The 20,675-nt window shown below is 64.2% G+C and carries 16 protein-coding genes; 11 read left to right on the forward strand and 5 right to left on the reverse strand.

Annotation, left to right across the window (positions count from 1 at the left end; all coding sequences use genetic code 11):
• The first annotated feature begins 220 nt into the window (after positions 1–220).
• From APT59_RS04170 to pncB, 10 genes are all read left to right on the forward strand, one after another.
• On the forward strand, positions 221–1,228 hold the full coding sequence (locus tag APT59_RS04170) for a DUF481 domain-containing protein (RefSeq protein ID WP_059313695.1): 1,008 nt from the start codon (positions 221–223) through the stop codon (positions 1,226–1,228).
• A gap of 151 nt (positions 1,229–1,379) precedes the next feature.
• Positions 1,380–1,838, forward strand: coding sequence for an FxsA family protein (locus tag APT59_RS04175; protein WP_059313696.1), 459 nt, complete (start codon positions 1,380–1,382; stop codon positions 1,836–1,838).
• Between the two features lie 189 nt (positions 1,839–2,027).
• The gene (locus APT59_RS04180; protein WP_007161933.1) at positions 2,028–2,321 is read left to right on the forward strand and encodes a co-chaperone GroES; all 294 of its coding nucleotides are present in this window, start codon (positions 2,028–2,030) and stop codon (positions 2,319–2,321) included.
• 39 nt (positions 2,322–2,360) lie between these two features.
• Entirely contained in the window at positions 2,361–4,001 is a 1,641-nt protein-coding gene (groL, locus tag APT59_RS04185) for a chaperonin GroEL (protein ID WP_059313697.1), read from the forward strand.
• A 205-nt stretch (positions 4,002–4,206) separates the two neighbouring features.
• Positions 4,207–4,881 (forward strand): response regulator transcription factor, encoded by a 675-nt coding sequence (locus tag APT59_RS04190; RefSeq protein ID WP_059313698.1) that lies wholly within the window; start codon positions 4,207–4,209, stop codon positions 4,879–4,881.
• Positions 4,882–4,883: 2 nt separating this feature from the next.
• Entirely contained in the window at positions 4,884–6,173 is a 1,290-nt protein-coding gene (locus APT59_RS04195; protein ID WP_059313699.1) for a sensor histidine kinase, read from the forward strand.
• Positions 6,174–6,263: 90 nt separating this feature from the next.
• Complete coding sequence (locus APT59_RS04200) at positions 6,264–6,950, forward strand: class I SAM-dependent methyltransferase (RefSeq protein WP_059313700.1); 687 nt, start codon at positions 6,264–6,266, stop codon at positions 6,948–6,950.
• Positions 6,951–6,977: 27 nt separating this feature from the next.
• The gene (locus APT59_RS04205; RefSeq protein ID WP_059313701.1) at positions 6,978–7,676 is read left to right on the forward strand and encodes a lipopolysaccharide kinase InaA family protein; all 699 of its coding nucleotides are present in this window, start codon (positions 6,978–6,980) and stop codon (positions 7,674–7,676) included.
• Positions 7,673–7,891, forward strand: a complete 219-nt coding sequence (locus tag APT59_RS04210; RefSeq protein ID WP_174523126.1) for a hypothetical protein — start codon at positions 7,673–7,675, stop codon at positions 7,889–7,891. Before APT59_RS04205 ends, APT59_RS04210 begins: the two co-directional genes overlap by 4 nt.
• 83 nt (positions 7,892–7,974) lie before the next feature.
• Positions 7,975–9,177, forward strand: coding sequence for a nicotinate phosphoribosyltransferase (pncB, locus tag APT59_RS04215; protein WP_059313703.1), 1,203 nt, complete (start codon positions 7,975–7,977; stop codon positions 9,175–9,177).
• Positions 9,178–9,204: 27 nt separating this feature from the next.
• Here pncB and selO read toward each other — a convergent pair whose 3' ends face one another.
• From selO to APT59_RS04230, 3 genes are all read right to left on the reverse strand, one after another.
• Positions 9,205–10,665: a protein adenylyltransferase SelO gene (gene selO, locus APT59_RS04220; protein ID WP_059313704.1), complete on the reverse strand. Its 1,461-nt coding sequence runs from the start codon at positions 10,663–10,665 to the stop codon at positions 9,205–9,207.
• A 30-nt stretch (positions 10,666–10,695) separates the two neighbouring features.
• The gene (mscK, locus tag APT59_RS04225; RefSeq protein WP_059313705.1) at positions 10,696–14,040 is read right to left on the reverse strand and encodes a mechanosensitive channel MscK; all 3,345 of its coding nucleotides are present in this window, start codon (positions 14,038–14,040) and stop codon (positions 10,696–10,698) included.
• Between the two features lie 98 nt (positions 14,041–14,138).
• Entirely contained in the window at positions 14,139–15,878 is a 1,740-nt protein-coding gene (locus tag APT59_RS04230; protein WP_059313706.1) for a potassium/proton antiporter, read from the reverse strand.
• A gap of 129 nt (positions 15,879–16,007) precedes the next feature.
• Here APT59_RS04230 and APT59_RS04235 point away from each other — a divergent pair, with 129 nt between their 5' ends.
• The gene (locus tag APT59_RS04235) at positions 16,008–16,844 is read left to right on the forward strand and encodes a 23S rRNA (adenine(2030)-N(6))-methyltransferase RlmJ (RefSeq protein ID WP_059313707.1); all 837 of its coding nucleotides are present in this window, start codon (positions 16,008–16,010) and stop codon (positions 16,842–16,844) included.
• A gap of 330 nt (positions 16,845–17,174) precedes the next feature.
• On the opposite strand, the gene msrA is transcribed toward APT59_RS04235, so the two are convergent.
• Complete coding sequence (msrA, locus tag APT59_RS04240) at positions 17,175–17,834, reverse strand: peptide-methionine (S)-S-oxide reductase MsrA (RefSeq protein ID WP_059313708.1); 660 nt, start codon at positions 17,832–17,834, stop codon at positions 17,175–17,177.
• 80 nt (positions 17,835–17,914) lie between these two features.
• Positions 17,915–20,521 (reverse strand): putative bifunctional diguanylate cyclase/phosphodiesterase, encoded by a 2,607-nt coding sequence (locus APT59_RS04245; protein ID WP_059313709.1) that lies wholly within the window; start codon positions 20,519–20,521, stop codon positions 17,915–17,917.
• Positions 20,522–20,675: the final 154 nt, after the last annotated feature.

The raw sequence follows: 20,675 nt of genomic DNA on the forward strand, positions 1-20,675 counted from the left end.
GGGAGAGAGTGCCAGTGTGCCGAAAAGTTTGGTTACGGTGGTGCTGAAACGTGTCGAGCTGCTGCTTTCTCACAAGACGTCAGACCTTTGGGCGGTATTTCCGGAAACTTGCCTAACTTTTACCTAGTAACAGTTGCGCGGGCCTCTGGCACCCGGATAATCGCGCCCCTCTCGTTTCGTTACCTTTCCACCCAAGTCCACCCAAGGTGTCCTGGTGCCCATGCGTTTTCGATTCCTTTCCTCGCTCGCGCTGTTGTCACTCGCCTCCTTCGCCCATGCCGACACCGTCTGGCTCAAGAATGGCGATCGCCTGACCGGAACCATCAAGCTGCTCGACAGCAAGAAGCTGCTCCTGCAGACCGAATACGGCGGCAACATTCCCCTGTCCTGGGACAAGATCAAGACCCTGCAACGTGACAAGCCCGTCATCGTCCAGCGCGGCAAGTACGAACCCGATTTCCCGGTGGAAAGCCTCAAGCCGGCCGAAGACGGCCAGGTAGTGGTCAGCACCGCCGACGGCCAGCAGACCGTGCCGCTGGCGAGCATCACCCAGATCGTGCCGCCGCGTCCCTTCCTGCGCGACTTCGCCTGGAAAGGCAACATCGACGCCGGCCTGGACTACATCAGCTCGTCGCAGGACAGCGAGAAGTACGATATCGACTTCAAGACCCAGGCCCGGCACGGCATGTGGCGGCACAACGCCAACGGCAGCTACGACCGCTACAAGACCGATGACGTGGTCTCGACCAGCAAGTACGGCTTGCAGTACGCCCTGGATCGCTTCTTCGATGAGAAATTCTTCTGGCAGGGCCGCGCCGAATACAAGCGCGACTGGATCCAGGATCTGGCCAAGCAGCGCACCCTGGGTACCGGTCCCGGTTACCAGTTCTGGGATAACGAGCTGGGCTCCTTCTCCCTGACCGGCCTGCTCAACCACAACCGCTACGAGTACTCGGACGGCGGCTCCGACCAGTTCCTGTCGGCGAGCGTGAAGTGGGACTACAACCGGTATCTGTACGGACAGACCATCCAGTTCTTCACCAACGGTGAACTGGGTCGGCCGCTGGACAACACCGCCAACTTGACCTTCGACGGTGATGTCGGCCTGAGATACAAGGTGACCAACTGGGCATCGCTGAACCTCAAGGCGTCCAAGGAACTCACCAGTGGTGCCCAGGGCAACGTCAACCAGACCGAGTACACCGCGGGTGTCGGCGTCTCCTGGTAACGTCATGTTTCCCTAGGTGCCTGCCAGCCCGTCAAGGCCGCGATTTTCGCGGCCTTTGCATTTCTATGGGGCACCACATGCCCACCTTGAAATCGACGTGGCCGCCTCCATCTCCTGTCTTTCAACCGGTTTCTACCGTGAAGGACCTGAGATGCGCGTGACCGCCTTACTCTTCTTGCTGTTCCCCTTTGTGGAACTGGCCGTACTCATCAAGATCGGCAGCGAAATCGGCGTGCTCGCCACCTTCGCCCTGCTGCTGCTGAGCTTTCTGGTCGGCGTCGCCCTGCTGCGCGTCGCCGGTTTCACCACCCTCTGGCGCATCCGCATGCGCCTGGCCCAGGGGCAGATGCCCGAGCAGGAGGTCATCCAGGGCCTTACCCTGGCGATCGCCGGTGCCCTGCTGATCTTTCCGGGCTTCATCAGCGACATCCTGGCGCTCGTCTGCCTTCTGCCGGTGACTCGCAAGGCGCTGCTGGGCGCGGTGATCGGCCGCGTGACCCGGCGCAATCCCGGTGCCCAGGGCTATCAGCCGGGGCCGGGTCAGGGCGCCTCTCATCGCCCCGAGGTGATCGAGGGTGAAGTGGTCCACCGCGATGAGCAAAAGCGCTAAAAAAATTACCGTCCACCCTTGAAATGCCTGGCGACAACCTCATGTAGCGGACACCGCAAGGTTGTCGCCGCAAGGCGAGCAGGTTTCGCGCTCTGTCATGGATGGGGCGCACCCGGCGCAGCCGGTTAAAACAAACTGCCGATGCAGTCATCGGCGCTGGAAACACTCAGAACTTTGGGAGATACGACAATGGCGCTTCGTCCTCTGCATGATCGCGTTGTGATCCGTCGCAGCGAAGAAGAGACCAAATCCGCTGGCGGCATCGTGCTGCCGGGCTCGGCTGCCGAAAAGCCGAACCGCGGTGAAGTGGTTGCCGTAGGCACTGGACGCGTGCTGGACAACGGTGATGTCCGTGCTCCGGCAGTAAAAGTGGGTGACAAGGTGGTTTTCGGTCCCTATTCCGGCAGCAACGCCATCAAGGTCGATGGCGAAGAACTGCTGGTCATGGCCGAGTCCGAAATCCTGGCCGTCATCGAAGGCTGATCTCCACTCACTTTTCGAATTTCTTAGAGGAAACAGAACATGGCTGCAAAAGACGTCAAATTCGGTGACTCCGCGCGCAAGAAGCTGCTGACCGGTGTCAACACCCTGGCCGACGCTGTCAAGGCTACCCTGGGCCCGAAAGGCCGCAACGTAGTTCTGGAGCGTAGCTTCGGTGCTCCCCTGATCACCAAGGACGGCGTTTCCGTCGCCAAGGAAATCGAGCTCAAGGATCGCATCGAGAACATCGGCGCCCAGCTGGTGAAAGATGTGGCCTCCAAGGCCAACGATGCTGCCGGTGACGGCACCACCACCGCCACCGTGCTGGCCCAGGCCATCGTGACCGAAGGCCTGAAGTCCGTGGCCGCTGGCCTGAACCCGATGGACCTGAAGCGCGGCATCGACAAGGCCACCGCGGCTGTCGTCGCCGAGCTGAAGAACCTGTCCAAGCCCTGCGCCGACAGCAAGGCCATCGCCCAGGTAGGCACCATCTCTGCCAACTCCGACGACAGCATCGGCAACATCATCGCCGAAGCCATGGAGAAGGTTGGTAAAGAAGGCGTCATCACCGTCGAAGAAGGCTCGGGCCTGGAAAACGAACTGTCCGTCGTCGAAGGCATGCAGTTCGACCGTGGCTACCTGTCGCCCTACTTCATCAACAAGCCCGACACCATGTCGGCCGAGCTGGACAGCCCGCTGCTGCTGCTGGTCGACAAGAAGATCTCCAACATCCGCGAACTGCTGCCGGTGCTGGAATCCGTTGCCAAGGCCGGTCGTCCGCTGCTGATCGTCGCCGAAGACGTCGAAGGCGAAGCCTTGGCCACCCTGGTGGTCAACAACATGCGCGGTATCGTCAAGGTCGCGGCCGTCAAGGCTCCGGGCTTCGGTGATCGTCGCAAGGCCATGCTGCAGGACATCGCCATCCTGACCGGCGGTACCGTCATCTCCGAAGAAGTCGGCCTGAGCCTGGAAAGCACCACCCTGGAGCACCTGGGTCAAGCCAAGCGTGTGGTCCTGAACAAGGAAAACACCACCGTCATCGACGGCGCTGGCGTCGAGGTCGACATCCAGGCCCGTATCAAGCAGATCCGTGCCCAGGTCGAAGAAACCTCTTCCGACTACGACAAAGAGAAGCTGCAAGAGCGTCTGGCCAAGCTGGCCGGCGGTGTTGCCGTGATCAAGGTTGGCGCTGCCACCGAAGTCGAGATGAAAGAGAAGAAAGCCCGCGTCGAAGACGCCCTGCACGCTACCCGCGCTGCTGTGGAAGAAGGCGTGGTGCCTGGCGGCGGTGTCGCTCTGGTCCGTGCCCTGGACGCGCTGAAGGATCTGAAAGGCATCAACGAAGAGCAGAACGCGGGTATCAACATCCTGCGCCGCGCTGTTGAAGCCCCCCTGCGCCAGATCGTGGCCAACGCCGGTGACGAAGCCTCCGTCGTGCTGGACAAGGTCAAGCAGGGCAGCGGCAACTACGGCTACAACGCCGCTACCGGCGAATACGGCGACATGCTGGAATTCGGCATCATCGACCCGGCCAAGGTGACCCGCAGCGCGCTGCAGGCTGCTTCCTCCATCGCCGGTCTGCTGATCACCACCGAAGCCATCGTGGCTGAGTTGCCGAAAGACGACGCAGCCCCGGCCATGCCCGACATGGGCGGCATGGGTGGCATGGGCGGCATGATGTAAGAGTCGCTCCGGCCCCAGGGCCGAGCCCGAACCCCGGTGATCCTCGCGGACACCGGGGTTTTTTGTGGCCGGCGTTTCCTGGAGGCTAGCCTTTGGTGGTCAGTATCCAGGCGGCGCGCTGGTCGCGGTCCGCGGACGCGGTTAGGCTCTGTGCCCAACAGCAAGCATGCGGGCGCCCGAAGAGCTCGCAGAAGAGGTTAGCGACATGCGTATCCTGGTGGTGGAAGACAACCGCGACATTCTCAGCAACCTGCTGGATTACCTCAGCCTCAAGGGCTACAGCGTGGACTGTGCCCAGGACGGCCTGTCCGGGCTGCACCTAGCCGCGACCGAGCATTATGATCTGCTCATCCTCGACATCATGCTGCCCGGTATCGACGGCTACACCCTCTGCCAGCGGCTGCGCCAGGATGCCCGCCGCGATACCCCGGTGATCATGCTCACCGCGCGCGACCAGCTCGACGACCGCCTGGAGGGCTTTCGCTCCGGGGCCGACGACTATCTGGTCAAACCCTTCGCCCTGTCCGAACTGGCCGCGCGCGTCGAGGCGGTGATGCGCCGGGCCAAGGGTGGCGGCCGTCGCCAGCTGCAGGTCGCCGATCTCAGCTACGACCTGGACACCCTGGAGGTGAGTCGCGCTGGCAAGTCGCTCAAGCTCAATCCCATCGGCTTGAAGATTCTCGCCCTGCTGATGCAGAAGAGTCCCCACGTGGTGCGTCGCGAGGTCCTGGAAGAGGCGGTCTGGGGGGAGGACTACCCTGACAGCGACAGCCTGCGCAGCCATGTCCACCAATTGCGGCAGGTGATCGACAAGCCTTTCGAGCAACCGTTGCTGCGCACCATCCATGGGGTGGGCTACAAGTTGGTCGAGCAGGATTAGCCATGGAATATCACCTGAGCCTGTCACGCCGGATCGTCATCGCCTTCGTGCTGATGACCTTTCTGGTCGGTGGCGTGTTTTCCCTGGGCATCGTCGCGGTGGTGCACACCGTCGAGGAGCGGCTGATCTCCACCGATCTGCACAACGAGCTGGAGCGCATGGTGCAACGCGACATGCGCCGGGGCGGCCAGCCGGTGCTGGATCCGGATATGCGCCTGTATTTCGTACCCCTCGCCGAGACGGCGCAGTTGCCCGACCGCCTGCGCGATCTGCCGCCAGGCTTCAGCGAGGTGCAAGAAGACCAGCAGTATTTCTATGCCTATGTGGCGGAGCTGGAGGGCAATCACTTCGTCCTGCTGCAGAACCAGAGCGATTTCGAGGCGCGTGAGCGACTGCTCTACAAGGTGGTGCTGGTGGGTTTCCTGATCAGCGTGGCGCTGGCCTGGCTACTCGGCTGGGCCCTGGCGCGGCGAGTGATCGCTCCGGTCGTGCGGCTGGCCCGGCAGGTGCGCCGCCGTGACCAGATTCTCGACGTCACCCCACCACTGGCGCCGGACTACGCCAAGGACGAAGTGGGCGAGCTGGCCGCCGCCTTCGACGATGCCTTCGACCGCCTGCGTGCCGCCCTGGCACGGGAGCAGCTGTTCACCAGTGATGTCAGCCACGAATTGCGCACCCCGCTGATGGTGATCCAGTCTTCTTGCGAACTGCTGGCTGCTACCCCCGATCTGCCGCCCCGAGCGACGGGGCCACTGGAGCGCATGACCCGCGCCGGGCGGGAGATGCAGGAACTGGTACAGACCTTTCTGGCGCTCGCGCGTAACCAGGGCGACAACGACACCCAGGCGCCGCGGGCCAGCCTGGCCGCGGTGGCGCGCCGGCAGACGGCGGAGTGGCAGGCGCTGGTGGAGGCCAAGGGCCTGCAATGGCGCCTGAGCGTCGCGCCGGAGGCCGATCACTATCTCTGGCACGAGCCCTTCCTACGCTCGGTAATGAGCAATCTGTTGCGCAATGCACTGCACTACACCGAGCACGGCTATATTGCCCTCCAGGTCGGACCTACGGGCTTCGTGGTCGAAGACAGCGGGATCGGCATTCCCGAAGAGCAGCGCGAGGCGATGTTCCAGCCCTTCGTGCGCGGCGCTGGGGGGCGTGGCGAGGGCCTGGGGCTGGGTCTGTCGCTGGTCCGGCGGATCTGTCAGCTGCAGGGCTGGAGCGTGGCGTTGGGCGACAGCGACGTGGGCGGGTGCCGCTTCCAGATTTCTCTCGGCACTGACAGGATAGCGGCCTAGCATTACAGAATTTTCACAAAGGCTTGACCGGTGTTTGACAGCGGCCTGGGTAGGGTAGCGCCATCTCTTTACTCCCCAGGAGTCACCGCCGTGAAAGCGCCCATCGACCTGCCTTTTTCGCAAAAGTACGATGCCGACCACGCCCGCCAGTACTTCCTGAAGCATCAGGATGGCCTGGCTCGCCGCCTGTCCAACTGGCGTGACCAGCAACTGGCACGCCAGGCCCTGAGCATCGCCGGCCAACCCAACCTGGTGCTGGATCTGCCCAGCGGCGCCGGGCGCTTCTGGCCCCTGCTGGCAGAAAAGCGCAATCGCGTGATCATTGGCGCCGACTATTCGGAAAACATGCTGGCCACCGCCCGTGAACAGCAACCTCCGGAAGTCGTGGCCCGGGTAAAGGCGCTACAGACGTCGGCTTTCGCTATCGACCTGTCCGACAATTCTGTAGATTGCATTTTCTGTATGCGTTTGTTTCACCATGTGGGCGAATCAGCGGACCGTCTGGCGCTGCTGCAGGAGTTTCACCGGGTGACCCGCGACAGCGTCATTCTGTCGCTATGGGTAGACGGCAACTTCAAGGCCTGGCGCCGCCAGGCGCTTGAGCGCCGTCGGCAGGCCCAGGGCCGCGATCGTGGCGGTTACCAGAACAGATTCATCGTCGAGCGCAGCCAGTTCGAGGCAGAAGTCGCCCAGGCCGGCTTTGTCGTCGACCGGGCCCTGGATTTCCTGCCGGGCTATGCCATGTGGCGGGTCTACGTCCTGCGCAAGGCCAATTGAGGTTATTCAGAATAAGAGAGGCAGCTGATGGGCGTCGTGACGCAAGGCGAACAGGGTTTCGATCGTTGGTGGAACACCGCGGGTGACTGGGTGGAAGCCCCCAACGTGCGTCGTGGCGGAGAAAGCGGCGTGCAGCGCCTGCAGCTGCCCGACGGGACTCTGGCTTACGTCAAGCGCCAGGTCGGCCATCTCTATCGCAGCTTGCGCCATCCGCTGGGGCGTCCTACCGCCCTGCGTGAGCGCGATGCGCTGATCGCCTTTCGCGACCTGGGCATCCAGGTCCCCGAATTGCTGTTCTGCGATGCCCAGCATGCTCAGGGCGGCTGGCGCGCGCTATTGGTGAGCGCCGCTCTGGAAGGCTATCAGGATCTCGATCACTGGTATGCCGAAGGCGCTGGCCAGCAGCTCAGCGAGGCCGAACACGAGCGCTTCCTGACTACCCTGGGCGAGGTGCTGGCGCGCATGCACCGGCACCGCTGGCAGCATGGTTGCCTCTATCCCAAGCATATTTTCGTAGCCGAGCGGCCCGGCCCTGAAGGCCGGGAGTTCTCCGTGGCACTGCTCGATCTGGAGAAATGCCGGCAGCGATTGTCACTAGACACGGCCGCTCGTCGGGATATGCTGCAATTACGTCGCCATTCGTCGTGGAACGCTGCGCAATGGCGAACTCTGCTCTACGGTTACCACCAAGCGCTGGGACGGAAAATCAGAGGGTTGGAGCCATGACTTCACAAATTACTCGAGGTTTGCTGGTGGCGGCCTTTTGTGGGGTCACCACGTTGGCCTATGCGAGCTGGTTGCGACCGGCGGCCGTGGTCGTGGGTAGCGAAGGCCTGGAATATTGTCAGACGCCAGTTGCTCGCACCCTCACTAGCTCCAGCACCGGTAGCCAGGATCTGCTGCTGTTCCTCTTCGGCATGACCCAGACGCACAACCGCTAGGCCCCCAGGCGGTCAAGCGCCTTTCGCTTGCCTGGCAAGTTCGGCATGCTGTCGATTGACCAATTAGCTGCCGAGCCCCGCCAATGATGGCCGATAGTTTTTCCGAGCAGGCCGTGCAAAGCCTGCTGGACACCGATTTCTACAAGCTCACCATGATGCAGGCCGTCCTGCACAACTATCCCAATGCGGAAGTCGAGTGGGCCTTCCGCTGCCGCAACGACGAAGACCTGCGGCCCTATCATGCGGCCATCCAGGCCGAGATCGATGCCCTCGCCGATGTCGCCATCAGCGACAGCCAGCTGGCCTTTCTCGAGCGCATTCCCTTCATCACGCCCGACTTCATCCGCTTCCTGCGGCTGTTTCGTTTCAATCCCTCCTATGTATTCCTGGGGGAAGAAGAAGGGCGCTTCACCCTGACCCTGAAAGGCCCCTGGCTGCACCTGATCCTGTTCGAAGTGCCGATCCTGGCGCTGATCAGCGAGGTGCGCAATCGCCAGCGCCATGCCGACCTGCCGCTGCAGGTGGCCCAGGATCAGCTCTATCGCAAGTTCGACTGGCTGGCACGGGAGGCGGGTGCCGACGAGTTGGCCGAATTCAAGATGGCCGACTTCGGTACCCGGCGGCGTTTCTCCTATGGCGTACAGGAAATGGTGGTGCGCAGCCTGAGGGACGACTTTCCCGGGCGCTTCGTTGGCACCAGCAATGTCCACCTGGCGTGGAAGCTGGGCGTGGCGCCCCTGGGGACCATGGCTCATGAATGGCTGATGGCGCACCAGCAACTAGGGCCGCGCCTGATCGACAGCCAGATCGCCGCCCTTGATTGCTGGGTGCGCGAGTATCGCGGTCAGCTTGGCATCGCTCTGACCGATACCATCACCATGGAAGCCTTTCTGCGCGATTTCGATCTCTACTTCGCCAAGCTGTTCGACGGCCTGCGCCACGACAGCGGCGATCCTCTGCAGTGGGCGGAAAAGGCCATCGCCCACTACCAGCAGCTGGGCATAGATCCCTTGACCAAGACCCTGGTGTTCTCCGATTCACTCAATCTGGAAAAGGCCCTCGCCCTGTTCCGCGCCCTGCGCGAGCGGATCAACGTGAGCTTTGGCATCGGCACCCATTTCACCTGTGACATCCCCGGGGTGCAGCCGATGAACATGGTACTCAAGATGAGCCGCTGCAACGGTCAGCCGGTGGCGAAGATCTCCGATGCCCCGGGCAAGGCCCAGGGCGGCGAGCCGGACTTCCTGCACTATCTGCGGCACGTCTTCCAGGTCAACGGCGCCTGAAGCACGGCGCCTGGCTGGAGCCGGACTTCAAGACGAGCAGCTGATCTCCAGGTGCTTGCCCCAGTCCGGTGGCCGCTGGGCGAAGCGCTCGCGTCCTGGCTGGGCCTCGAAGGGGCGCGACAGCACCTCGTGCAGCAGCCGCACCTCGCTGTAGTCTCCCGCTTCGGCTTTCTCGATGGCCTGCTGCGCCAGGTAGTTGCGCAGCACGTACAGCGGATTGACCGCGTTCATGCGGGCAGTCCGCTCCGCCGTCGTGCCGCCTTCGGCATCCAGCCGGGCGCGATAGGCCTGGCTCCAGTCGTCGAAGCCACGCAGGTCGATGAAGTCTTCGCGCACCCGGGCGAGGGCGGCGGCAGGTTCGTCTTCGCCCAGGTGGCGGAAGAACAGGTGATAGTCCACACCGCCCTGCTGCATCAGGGCGAGCAGACGTTCGACCAGCTCCTGGTCTTCCTCCCGGCCTTCCTGCAGGCCCAGGCGGCGGCGCATCAGATCCAGGTAGTGCGCCTGATACAACGGCAGGAAGAGCGCGATGCTCTCCTGCAGCGTCTCGACCGCCACCTTGGGCGTCAGCGCCTGGGCCAGGGCCGCCAGATTCCAGTGGGCGATGGGCACCTGGTTGCTATAGGAGTAACGCCCGGTGTGATCGGAATGGTTGCAGATGAACTGGGCGTCGAAGTCGTCGAGGAAGGCGAAGGGACCGAAGTCGAAGGTGAGGCCCAGGATCGAGAAGTTGTCGGTGTTCATCACCCCATGGCAGAAGCCATAGGCCTGCCAATGGGCGATCAGCCGGGCGTTGCGTTCGACCACCTCGCGGAACATCGCCGCCCAGGGCTCGGGGGTGGCTAGCAGTTCGGGGAAGTGCGCGGCCAGGACATGCTCGCCCAGTTGTTCCAGCAACTGATGCTGGCGGGTGTAGTAGAAGTACTCGAAGTGGCCGAAGCGCACGTGGCTGGGGGCCATGCGCAGCAGGGTGGCGCCGGTTTCCAACCGCTCGCGCACCACCTGGGTGGAGGAGCCGACCACGCAGAGGGCGCGGGTCGTCGGGATCTGCAGGGCGTGCAGGGCTTCCGACGCCAGGAATTCGCGGATCGACGAGCGCAGCACGGCGCGGCCGTCGCCCATGCGCGAGAAGGGCGTGAGGCCGGCGCCCTTGAGGTGCAGGTCCCAGTGCTCGCCACGCGCGTTCACCACTTCGCCCAGCAGCAGGCCGCGACCGTCGCCCAGGCGCGGGTTGTAGGAACCGAACTGGTGGCCGGAATAGACCATGGCCCGGGGTTCGGCGCTGTCCCAGAGCTGGGCGCCAGCGAACACCTGGGTGAACTCGGGCGTCTCGGCCACCGCTGGATCCAGGTCCAGCAAGGCCAAGGCCGTGGGCGAGGCGACCACCAGCCGCGGATCGTCCAGCGGCCGGGGATCGATGCGGGTGGAGAAGTCATCGCCCAGGCGGGCGAATCTGTTGTCGAAGGTCAGGTCTAGCAGCTGTTTCATGGGTGTCCCGAGATGTCCGTGCAGGGGCCGTCAGGCCTTGGATGGCTTGGGATCCTCGGCCTCCTGCTGGGCATCCCCTTCAGGTAGGAGAGGCTTTTTGCCCAGTTGTTTCTCCGCGCCGTGACGATTCTTCAGGGTGATCTCCATTTGCGGCGTGGACAGCAGGTTGATGCCGGCCTCGCGCAACAGCTGGTCGACCCGGCGGATCAGCTCATCGGTGGCGGCGCTGCGATCGCCCAGTTCGCGCACATAGATGCGCAATTCGTGGTCCAGGGTGCTGGCGCCGTACTGGGTGACGTACAGCGAGGGCTCGGGGTCGTGCAGCACCCGCGGATTCTCCTTCACCGCCTGCATGATGAGGCGCTGCGCCTCGGCCAGGTCGCTGCCGCGATTGACGCCGAAGGTCAGCACGATGCGGGTGACGGTGTCGGTCAGCGTCCAGTTGATCAGCTGACTGGTGACGAAGGTCTTGTTCGGTACCACTACCGACTTGCGATCGGCATCGGTGATGTGGGTGGCGCGGATACGGATCTTGTTTACCGTACCGGTCACGTTGCCGATGGTGATGAGGTCGCCGACGCGTACCGGGCGCTCGAAGAGAATGATCAGGCCGGAGATGAAGTTACCGAAGATCTCCTGCAAGCCGAAACCCAGACCGACCGAGAGGGCCGTGGCCAGCCACTGCAGCTTGTCCCAGCTCACCCCGAGGGTCGCCAGGGTGGTAACGGTGCCAAAGCCGACGATCACGTAGGACAGCAGGGTGGTGGTGGCGTAGGCGCTGCCCTGGGCCAGGTTCAGGCGCGAGAGCACCAGCACCTCCAGCAGGCCGGGCAGGTTGCGCGCCAGGGCGACGGTGAGACCGGCGATCACCAGGGCGATGATGAACACCCGCAGCGTCAGGGGCACTTGGGTGGCGGCGGCGCCGGTACCGCTGGTGTATTGGTAGAGGGTGACGTTGTCGAGGTAGGAGAACACCGCCACCACGTCGGCCCAGACCAGGTAGAGCACGCCGAGGAAGGCCAGCAGCAGGGTCAGGCGCAGCAGGCGCGAGGACTGCTGGTTGACCTGCTCCATGTCCAGGGTCGGCTCCTGCACCACCTCCAGGCCCTCGGCGTCCTCCTGCTGCGCCTGGCGCTTCTGGATGGCGCGCTGGTAGGCCAGGCGCCGTGCGGCCACGCTCAGGCCACGGGCCAGGGTGGCTTCGAGGATGATCCAGGCCATCAGCACATAGAGGGTGTCCACCAGGCGGTCAGTGAGCTTGAGCGCGGTGTAGTAGTAGCCGAACAGCACGGCGAAGAACAGCACGGCCGGGATGGCGGTGATCATCAGGCCGAGCAGCAGGCGGAAGAAGGGCAGGCGCTCGCGAGCCGTGGCGTTGAGCAAGGAGCGACCCAGCATCCAGGCCAGGCTGGCATAGGCGACGAGGACGATGAGAATGCCCAGGACGTCGTCGGCCAGCCCCGCCAGCTGGCGCTCGGCGATGGCCACCACCGCCATGAGTGCCAGGGCCAGCAACCCTACGCGCCTGACCAGCCGGCGCAGGGATTGTGCCTGGGGGCGGGCCCAGCGGAAGTGGGTTTCGGCCACGCCGCCGGAGGCCAGCAGGCGATACACCGTGTAGAACACCAGCCAGCCAGCGGCGATCTCCAGCAGCGCCGCGCCGATGGCGGCGTTGACCCCGCGTTGGTCACCTTCCAGGGTCACCCCGCCCAGCCAGAGCACCAGGCTCGCCGGCAGGCCCAGCAGGATGGTGAGCAGGATGGCCTGGGGCGTGTGCAGCTGGCTGTCGCGCTGATAGTGGCCGATGTCCTGATTGAGCTTGTTGACCCGCGCATAGAGCCGCGGGCGCTGCCAGATCAGGGTGGCGAAGGCCAGCACCAGCGGCAGCAGCAGCAGCGGCCGCTCGGCCAGGCCGACATAGAGTTCATGGACGCTGGAAGCCCAGGGAACGTCGCGCAACTGCTGCATCAGCTTGCCCGGCGCGGTCTTCACCCAGTTCCAGTCCAGCGGCTTGTTGCTGGGAATCCAGAACATCTGCTCGTCGAGGGTGCTGCGCAGGCTGCTGATGGTGCCCTGCAACTGCCGCTGGTTGAGTTGCAGATCGATGGACTCGCTGAGCAGCGCATTGAGTTCGGTGTTGAGGCGCTCCTGCAGTTCGGTACGGGTCCGGAGCAATTCGAGCAGCTGTTGGCGCAGTTGTGGTGTGGCCTTTTCCGGCGGCTGCTGGGCCAGCAGGGTGGCGACGTAGCCTTCCGGATTGGCAATCTGGGCGCGTTGCTGATTGAGTTCGAACTGGTAGAGGCGCAGGTCGGCGATGTCGTCGGTGAGGTCCTTGTTGACCTTGACCGAAGGCAGGGCCGCGCGCTGCTGGTAGAGCAGCTTGGACAACAGTACGCTGCCCTTGAGCACGCCGATCTGCTGTTCCATGTTCTCGGAGGTCTGCTTGAGCTGGTCCAGCTGCTGGCGGGACTCGAGATTGCGCCGGTTGAGGTCGTTGAGTCGGTCGGTGGCCCTCAGCAGGTAGTCGGACAGCTGCAGGTTGAGCCCGGTCTCCTGGGACAGCACATCGTCCCCGGCGGTCTCCTGCGACTCGCGGGAGGCCTCGGCCAGGGTCTTTTCCGACTGCTGGCGGCGCTTGCCACTGATCAGCGTCTGCAGGTCCAGGGTCTCCTGCTCGTAACGCTTGACCTGCTCGGTGAAGAGTTCGCGGCGAGCGGCGCCCAGATCCTGCAGGACACTGTTGCCGGCCAGCTCCTGGCGCAGCAGCTGGACCTGGGCATTGGCAGCTGCCTGCTCCGCCAGCAATTGGCTGCGCCGTTCGGCGGTCAGGGGCTTGGCGTTCTCGCGGCCGCTCTTGAGTTGATCGGCGATCTGCTGCAGGCGGGTCTGCAGGTTGGCGATGTCGACCTGGGCGCGCTCGGGCCGGGTCTGGGCATTGATCACGAGGCTGTTGGCCGCGTTGAGGTCATCCTGCACGCTGTTGAGCGCCAGGCTGGTCTCGCTCAGCCGCTGTTCCAGGGCCTGGGGCGTGGCGCCGGCATAGCGTTGCTCGGCTGGCTTGATCGGCTCGGCGCGCAGCCGCGCCAGTTGCCGTTGGGCATCCTTGGTCTGCTGGGGTGCCTGCGCCAATTGCTGGCGCAGATCGGCCAACTGCTTGACGTACTGATCCCGCTGATCGAGCAGCTTCAGCGTCTGCTGCAGATTGTCCTGGGCGGCGCTCTGCTCGGCAGCGGGCAGCTTACGATCGGCCAGACCGTTCAGGTTCTGCTGAACCTGCTGCGCATCGGGTGGCCCGGAATCCTGAGCCACGGCGGGAAGGGCGAACAGGCAGCCGCAGAAAGCAGCGGCGCGGAGCAGAGCAGACAGGCGGTGCATGCGGCAGGCGTCGGATAATGGAAAGGCGCGAGGTTAAAGCCAGGCTGCCTGGGGTGCAAGACGGCGTCCGCCAGGCCGCGAACCCTGTTCATCCACCGTTAAAGAAAGAGCGCGGGCCCGCTGCTGCGACCTTCCGGAAACTTCACCCCGACCTTGCGCACGCGCTTGTTCTCGATGGCTGCGACGATCCACACCAGGCCGTTCCATTCCACCAGGTCGCCGACGATAGGTTCGCCACCGATTTCGTGGGTGATGAAGCTGCCGAGGCGCTGATTGCCATCCACATTGCCCAGTTGCAGGCCGTACAAGGCCGCGACTGCGCTGAGTTCGGCATCGGCTTCGAGGACGAAGTCGCCGAAGAAGCGCTGGGTCTGTTGCGGTGCCTGGCTGAACAGGCGGCCCAGAGCCGGCAGGTCATGTTCATGACCGACTACGCAAAGGATGTCACCGGCTTCCAGGGTAGTACTACCAGACGGGTGCAGCAGTGTCTCGCCGCGGAACAGGGCGGCGATACGGGTGCCTTCGGGCATCTTCAGCTCGCGCAGGGCGGCGCCGATGCACCATTTCTCGGCACCCAGGCGGTAGATGAAGAGTTCCCACTCGCTGGTGGGATGGACCTGCAGCCCGGCGCGGGAGAAGGGCGCCGGCTCCGGCGGTACCGTCACCTTGAGCAGCTTGGCTGCCAGCGGCAGGCTGGAACCCTGTACCAGCAGCGACACCAGCACGATGAAGAAGGCCACGTTGAAGAACAGCTGGGCCTGGGGCAGCCCGGCCATCATCGGGAACACCGCGAGGATGATGGGCACCGCACCGCGCAGGCCGACCCAGGCGATAAAGGCCTTCTCGCGATCATGGAAGGCGCGGAAGGGCAGCAGGCCGATGGCAACCGACAGCGGACGGGCGACCAGGATCATCCATAGCGCCAGGCCCAGGGCGGGCAGGGCGATGGGTAGCAGGTTGTGCGGCTCCACCAGCAGGCCCAGCACCAGGAACATGCCGATCTGCGCGAGCCAGGCCATGCCGTCGAGCATGTGCAGCATGCCGTGGCGGCTGCGGATCGGTCGATTGCCCATCAGCAGGCCCGCCAGGTACACCGCGAGGATGCCGCTGCCGTGAACGGTGTTGGTCAGGGCGAAGACCAGCAGGCCACCGCTGATGGCCAGCAGAGGATAGAGGCCGTCGGCGAGGTGGATACGGTTGATCAGCTGCAGCAGCAGCCAGCCACCGCCCAGGCCGATGATGCCGCCAATGGCGAATTCGCTGACGAAGTGGCCGAGCAGGCTCCAGGTGAAGCCGCTCTCGCCGCTGGCGAGCATCTCGATCAGGGTGACGGTGAGAAATACCGCCATGGGGTCATTGCTGCCGGATTCGATTTCCAGGGTCGCGGTGACCCGCTCGTTGAGGCCGCGCCCTCCGAGCAGGGAAAACACCGCCGCGGCATCGGTGGAGCCGACGATGGCACCGATCAGCAGGCCCTGCAGCAGGCTGAGGTCGAACAGCCAGGCCGCCGCCAAGCCGGTCAGGCCAGTGGTGATCATCACCCCCACCGTCGCCAGTGACAGCGCCGGCCAGAGCGCTACCCGGAAGCTTGACACCCGGGTGCGCATGCCGCCGTCGAGCAGGATCACCGCCAGCGCCAGGTTGCCTACCAGGTAGGCCATCGGGTAGTTGTCGAAGGCGATGTGACCGGGACCGTCGACGCCGGCGAACATGCCGACCACCAGGAAGATCACCAGGATCGGGATGCCGACGCGCGAGGAGATCGAGCTGACCAGAATCGACAGGCCGATCAGCACCGCACCGATCAAGAACAAGCTGTTGATGGTGACGGCGTCCAAGCGTGACTCCTAAGGCAAAGAATTGAACAACCTGGGGATTTAACCCGCTGGGCAGCCAGGGTGTCAAAGCGCAGCGCCGCCTGGGGCGAAGGAAGGCGGTACACTGTAGGGCTGACGCTGGAGTATCCCATGAATTACCGACACGCCTTCCATGCCGGCAACCATGCCGACGTCTTCAAGCACGCCACCCTGTTGCGCCTGGCCGCGCTGCTGGCGCGCAAGGAGACCCCTTTCGCCTATCTCGACAGCCATTCCGGCGTTGGTCGCTATGATCTGGCTGGCGATCAGGCCAGTCGTACCGACGAATGGCGCGAGGGCATCGGCCGGCTTTGGGCATTGGAGTCCGCACCGGCGGCGTTCGTTGGCTATCGTGAGGCGGTGGCGGCGCTCAATACCGGTGACGCCTTGCGCTACTACCCCGGTTCGCCCGAGCTGATGCGCCAGGCCTTGAGACCCCAGGATCGTCTGCTGCTCAACGAGCTGCACCCCGAGGATGGTCAGCTGCTCAAGGAAAACATGGCGGGTGATCGCCGGGTGGCGGTGCATCAGAAGGATGGGTGGCTGCTGCCGCGGGCGCTGCTGCCGGTTCCCGAACGCCGGGCGCTGCTGTTGATCGATCCGCCCTTCGAGAAGGCCGATGAGCTGGAACGCTGCGTCAAGGCGGTGCAGGAGGCCATCGGCCGGATGCGCCAGACGGTGATCGCGCTCTGGTATCCGATCAAGGACCGCCGCCAGCTCAGGCGTTTCTATGCAGGGTTGCAAGCCAGCGGTGCGCCCAAGCTGTTGAGCGCCGAGTTGCTGATCCGCGCGGCGGACGATCCCACGCGGCTCAACGGTTCAGGATTGGCCATCGTCAACCCGCCCTGGGGCTTGGAAGAGGAGCTGCGCGAATTGCTGCCCTGGCTGGCTGAGCATCTGGCCCAGGGCGAAGGCAGCTGGCGGCTGGACTGGCTGGTCGCGGAATAGCGAGGCCCGGCGCTGTTGGGCTTCGCTGCGCTCAACCCAACCTACGAGAACAACTTGGCGTAGGCTGGGTTGGGGCGGCTCTGCGCCGAAGCCCAATGGCATCGCTGAGCGTAGAGGGTTGGGCTTCACTGCACTCAACCCAACCTACGAGAACAGCTTGGCGTAGGCTGGGTTGGGGCGGCTCTGCGCCGAAGCCCAATGGCATTGCCGAGCGTAGAGGGTTGGGCTTCACTGCACTCAACCCAACCTACGAGACAGCTTGGCGTAGGTTGGGTTGAGGCGGCTCTATCGCCGAAGCCCAACAGAGAGAGTCGCCGGAGCGGCTCGGGATCAGACCGCCAGGCTGGGCGGCAGGCAGACGCCGGTGCCGGCCAGGCCGCAGTAGCCGTTGGGGTTTTTCGCCAGATACTGCTGGTGATAGGCCTCGGCATAGTAGAAAGGCGGTAGCGGGGCGATCTCGGTGGTGATCTCGCCATAGCCGGCCTCGGCCAACTGGGCCTGGAAGGCGGCCTGGCTGGCTTCGAAGACTTCACGCTGGCTGTCGTCGACGTAGTACAGCGCCGAACGATACTGGGTGCCGACGTCGTTGCCCTGGCGCATGCCCTGGGTCGGATCATGGGCCTCCCAGAAGATCTTCAGCAGGGCTTCCAGCGAGGTCTGGGCCGGGTCGAACACCACCAGCACCACCTCGGTATGACCAGTCAGGCCGGAGCACACCTCTTCGTAGGTCGGGTTGGGGGTATGGCCGCCCGCGTAACCGGCCGCGGTGGTCCAGACACCCGGCTGTTGCCAGAAACGCCGCTCGACGCCCCAGAAGCAGCCCATGCCCACCACCAGGCTCTGCAGGCCGGCAGGGAAGGGGCCTTGCAGCGGATTGCCGTTGACGAAATGGGCCGCGGGGACGGTCATGGCCGTCGCCCGGCCAGGCAGCGCCTGCTCGGCGGCGGGCAGATGGGTCTTCTTGGTCAGAATTTCGGAACGCAGGACCATGGGATACCTCGTGGGAAAAGGCCAGGCGAAAAGCTCAGTGTACGCAAAATCGTCGCGGCAGGGTCTAGCCACCCGGCGACTCAGCGGGTCGGCAGATAACGCGCCAGGGCGGCGTCGAGCTGGTCGGCCGGAATAGGCTTGTCGAACAGGTAGCCCTGGCCGATATCGCAACGATGATGGCGCAGGAAAGCCAGCTGTTCGGTCGTCTCGATGCCCTCGGCAACCACCTGCAGGCGCAGGTTGTGGGCCATGGCGATCACCGCGGAGGTGATTTCCATGTCGTCCTGGTTGTCCGGAATGTCCTTGATGAAACTCCTGTCGATCTTGATGATGTCGATGGGGAATTTTTTCAAGTAGCTGAGCGACGAATAACCGGTGCCGAAGTCGTCCATCGCCAGGCTCATGCCCAGGCGCTTGAGGGCTTCGAGGGTGTTACGGGTGGCGTCAGTGGCGTCCAGCAACAGGCTTTCGGTCAGCTCCAGCTCCAGGCGCTCGGGGGCGATGCCTTCCTCGTCGAGGATGGTGACGAAGGACTGCACCAGATCGGGATCGGTGAACTGCTTGGGCGACAGGTTGATGGCGATCTGGAGATCGTCGAAGCCGGCGGCGTCGAGACGGTGCAGCTGGCGGCAGACTTCACGGATGATCCACTTGCCGATGGGCACGATGAGCCCGGTTTCCTCGGCGATGCTGATGAACTGATCGGGGCGGATCATGCCCTTTTCCGGGTGCTGCCAGCGAATCAGGGCTTCCAGGCCCAGCAGCTTGGCGCGCTTCAGGCAGACCTTGGGCTGGTAGTGCACCAGCAGCTCGTTCTGCTCCAGGGCACGGCGCAGGTTGTTCTGCACGAACAGCTTGTTGCTGGCCTCGGCGATCAGTGCCTCGGTGAACACCTGGACCTGATGGCCGCCTTTGGCCTTGGCGCGGTGCAGGGCGAGACCGGCATGCTTGATCAGGGTCTGCGGATCGGTCTCGTGCGGCCGTGCGGTGGTCAGGCCGATCGAGCAACTGATCAGGGTGGGGTGGCCTTCCACGTAGAGCGGCGGATCCAGGGCTACCAGGGTGTCGTGGGCCAGGCCGGTAGCGGCGACCGCATCCATGCCCTCGAGCAACACGGCGAACTCGTTGCTGGCGATGCGGGCGATCAGTGCGCCCTTGCCCAGGGCACTGCGCAGGCGGCGGGCCAGACCGACCAGCAGCTGATCGCCGATGCGATGGCCCAGGCTGTCGTTGACCCTCTTGAAGTTGTCGACGTCCACCAGCAGCAGCGAGTGCTCCTGACCTGGATTGGACTGCTCCAGGCGCGCCTCCAGCCGGGCGATGAAGTGGCTGCGGTTGGCCAGGCCGGTGAGGCTGTCGCGAAACACCAGCTCGTCGTTGTGCTGCTGGGCGAAACGGGTCTTGCTGGTGTCCTGGAAGATGCCGAGATAGCCCTGCAGGTCGCCATTGGGCTGCTGGATCTTGGAAATCGACAGCTGGCCCCAGTAGGTCTCGCCGTCACGGCGATAGCAGCGCATTTCCCCTTGCCAGCTATCTTGGCGAGACAGGCGTTCCCAGGCTTCGTAGAGCAGTTCGCTCCAGTTTTCCAAGGCTGGCAGGGACTCAATGAGCAGGCCCTGGAGCTTGCCGATGGGATAGCCGGTGATGCGGGCGAAGCTGTCCGTGGCATGCTCCAGGCGGCCTTCGGCATCCAGTAGCAGGAAGGCATCGGCGCTGGCCTGCATCACCCGGGTAAGCGGATGGAGGGTCTCGGGCGGGCTGTCCGGCTGCTGGATGAGGATCGCCAGGCACTCGGCCAGGCTGCGGGCGAAGGCGACATCCTCGGCTTCCCAGGTGGCCGGCCGATCTCGTCTCAGGTTGAGCAGCCCAACTAGCTGATCCTCCAGCAGCAAGGCCACATCCAAAGCCGTTCCGCCCGCGGTATGGGGCGCCTGCAAGACCTGGCTGGCGTCCTCGATCACGCCCTGCTCGCGCAGCCGGCGGCGGTGATCGCTGCACAGGGTTGGCAGGCGCCCTTCCTGGCACAGGGTGACCAGGCCATTGCCCTCGTAGCGCCACAGGCCGATCTCGTCGACGGCGAAGGCAGTCGGGCCCTCGGTGCGTAGCAGTTGCACGAGCTCGTCGTTGACCGCTTCCTGGCGCAGTGCCAGACGGGACAGGCCGAGCAGCAGGCGCTGGCGCGCCTGGGCCATCGCCAGGCGCTGCTGGCTGTGATCGTTACTTTCCTGCAGCAGCGACAGGGTCGAGCGCAGGGCCAGGGTATGGGCTTCCCATTCACCATTCACCGCATCATCGCTGACGACCCGCAGCAGGTAGCCGCGCAACAGCGGTCGGCCATGGCGCTGCAAGCTTTCGCCGACTTCGATGACCTCACAGGGCACGCTGGTGGAATGGAACAGGTAACGCACCTGGTAGCTGCCGTGTTCGGCGAGCTGCAGCTGGATGTCTTCATGCAGCCGATGGCGAACGCTGGGCTCCATCAGGCTGGCATAGGGAGATTCGATGAGCGAGCAGAGCGCCTGCGCGGGCAGGCCGAGGCTGGTTTCACAGCGGGAGTCAAGATAGAGCATCGCCCAGGAGGCTTCATTCAGACGCTCGAAACGCAGCAAGCCCAATCGGGCAGGAGCGCCGAGCGCGCCCGCCTGATCGGCTACCGCAGCATCGGCAGCATCGGAGTGAATACTCATGCGAGGGTCCGCGTCCTTGTGAAGACGGAAAGATGTCCTGGGTTTATCGGAAAGGACAGACAAATCATTAATCCTTTTCCTCTCCGCCTCGCCAGCGCTCTGGGATAGCTGACAAGGTTGCCCGATAGGGCCCGGCGCGTGCAAGGGGCGGCGC

Source organism: Pseudomonas oryzihabitans, from assembly GCF_001518815.1.
Classification (GTDB): Bacteria; Pseudomonadota; Gammaproteobacteria; order Pseudomonadales; family Pseudomonadaceae; genus Chryseomonas; species Chryseomonas oryzihabitans_E.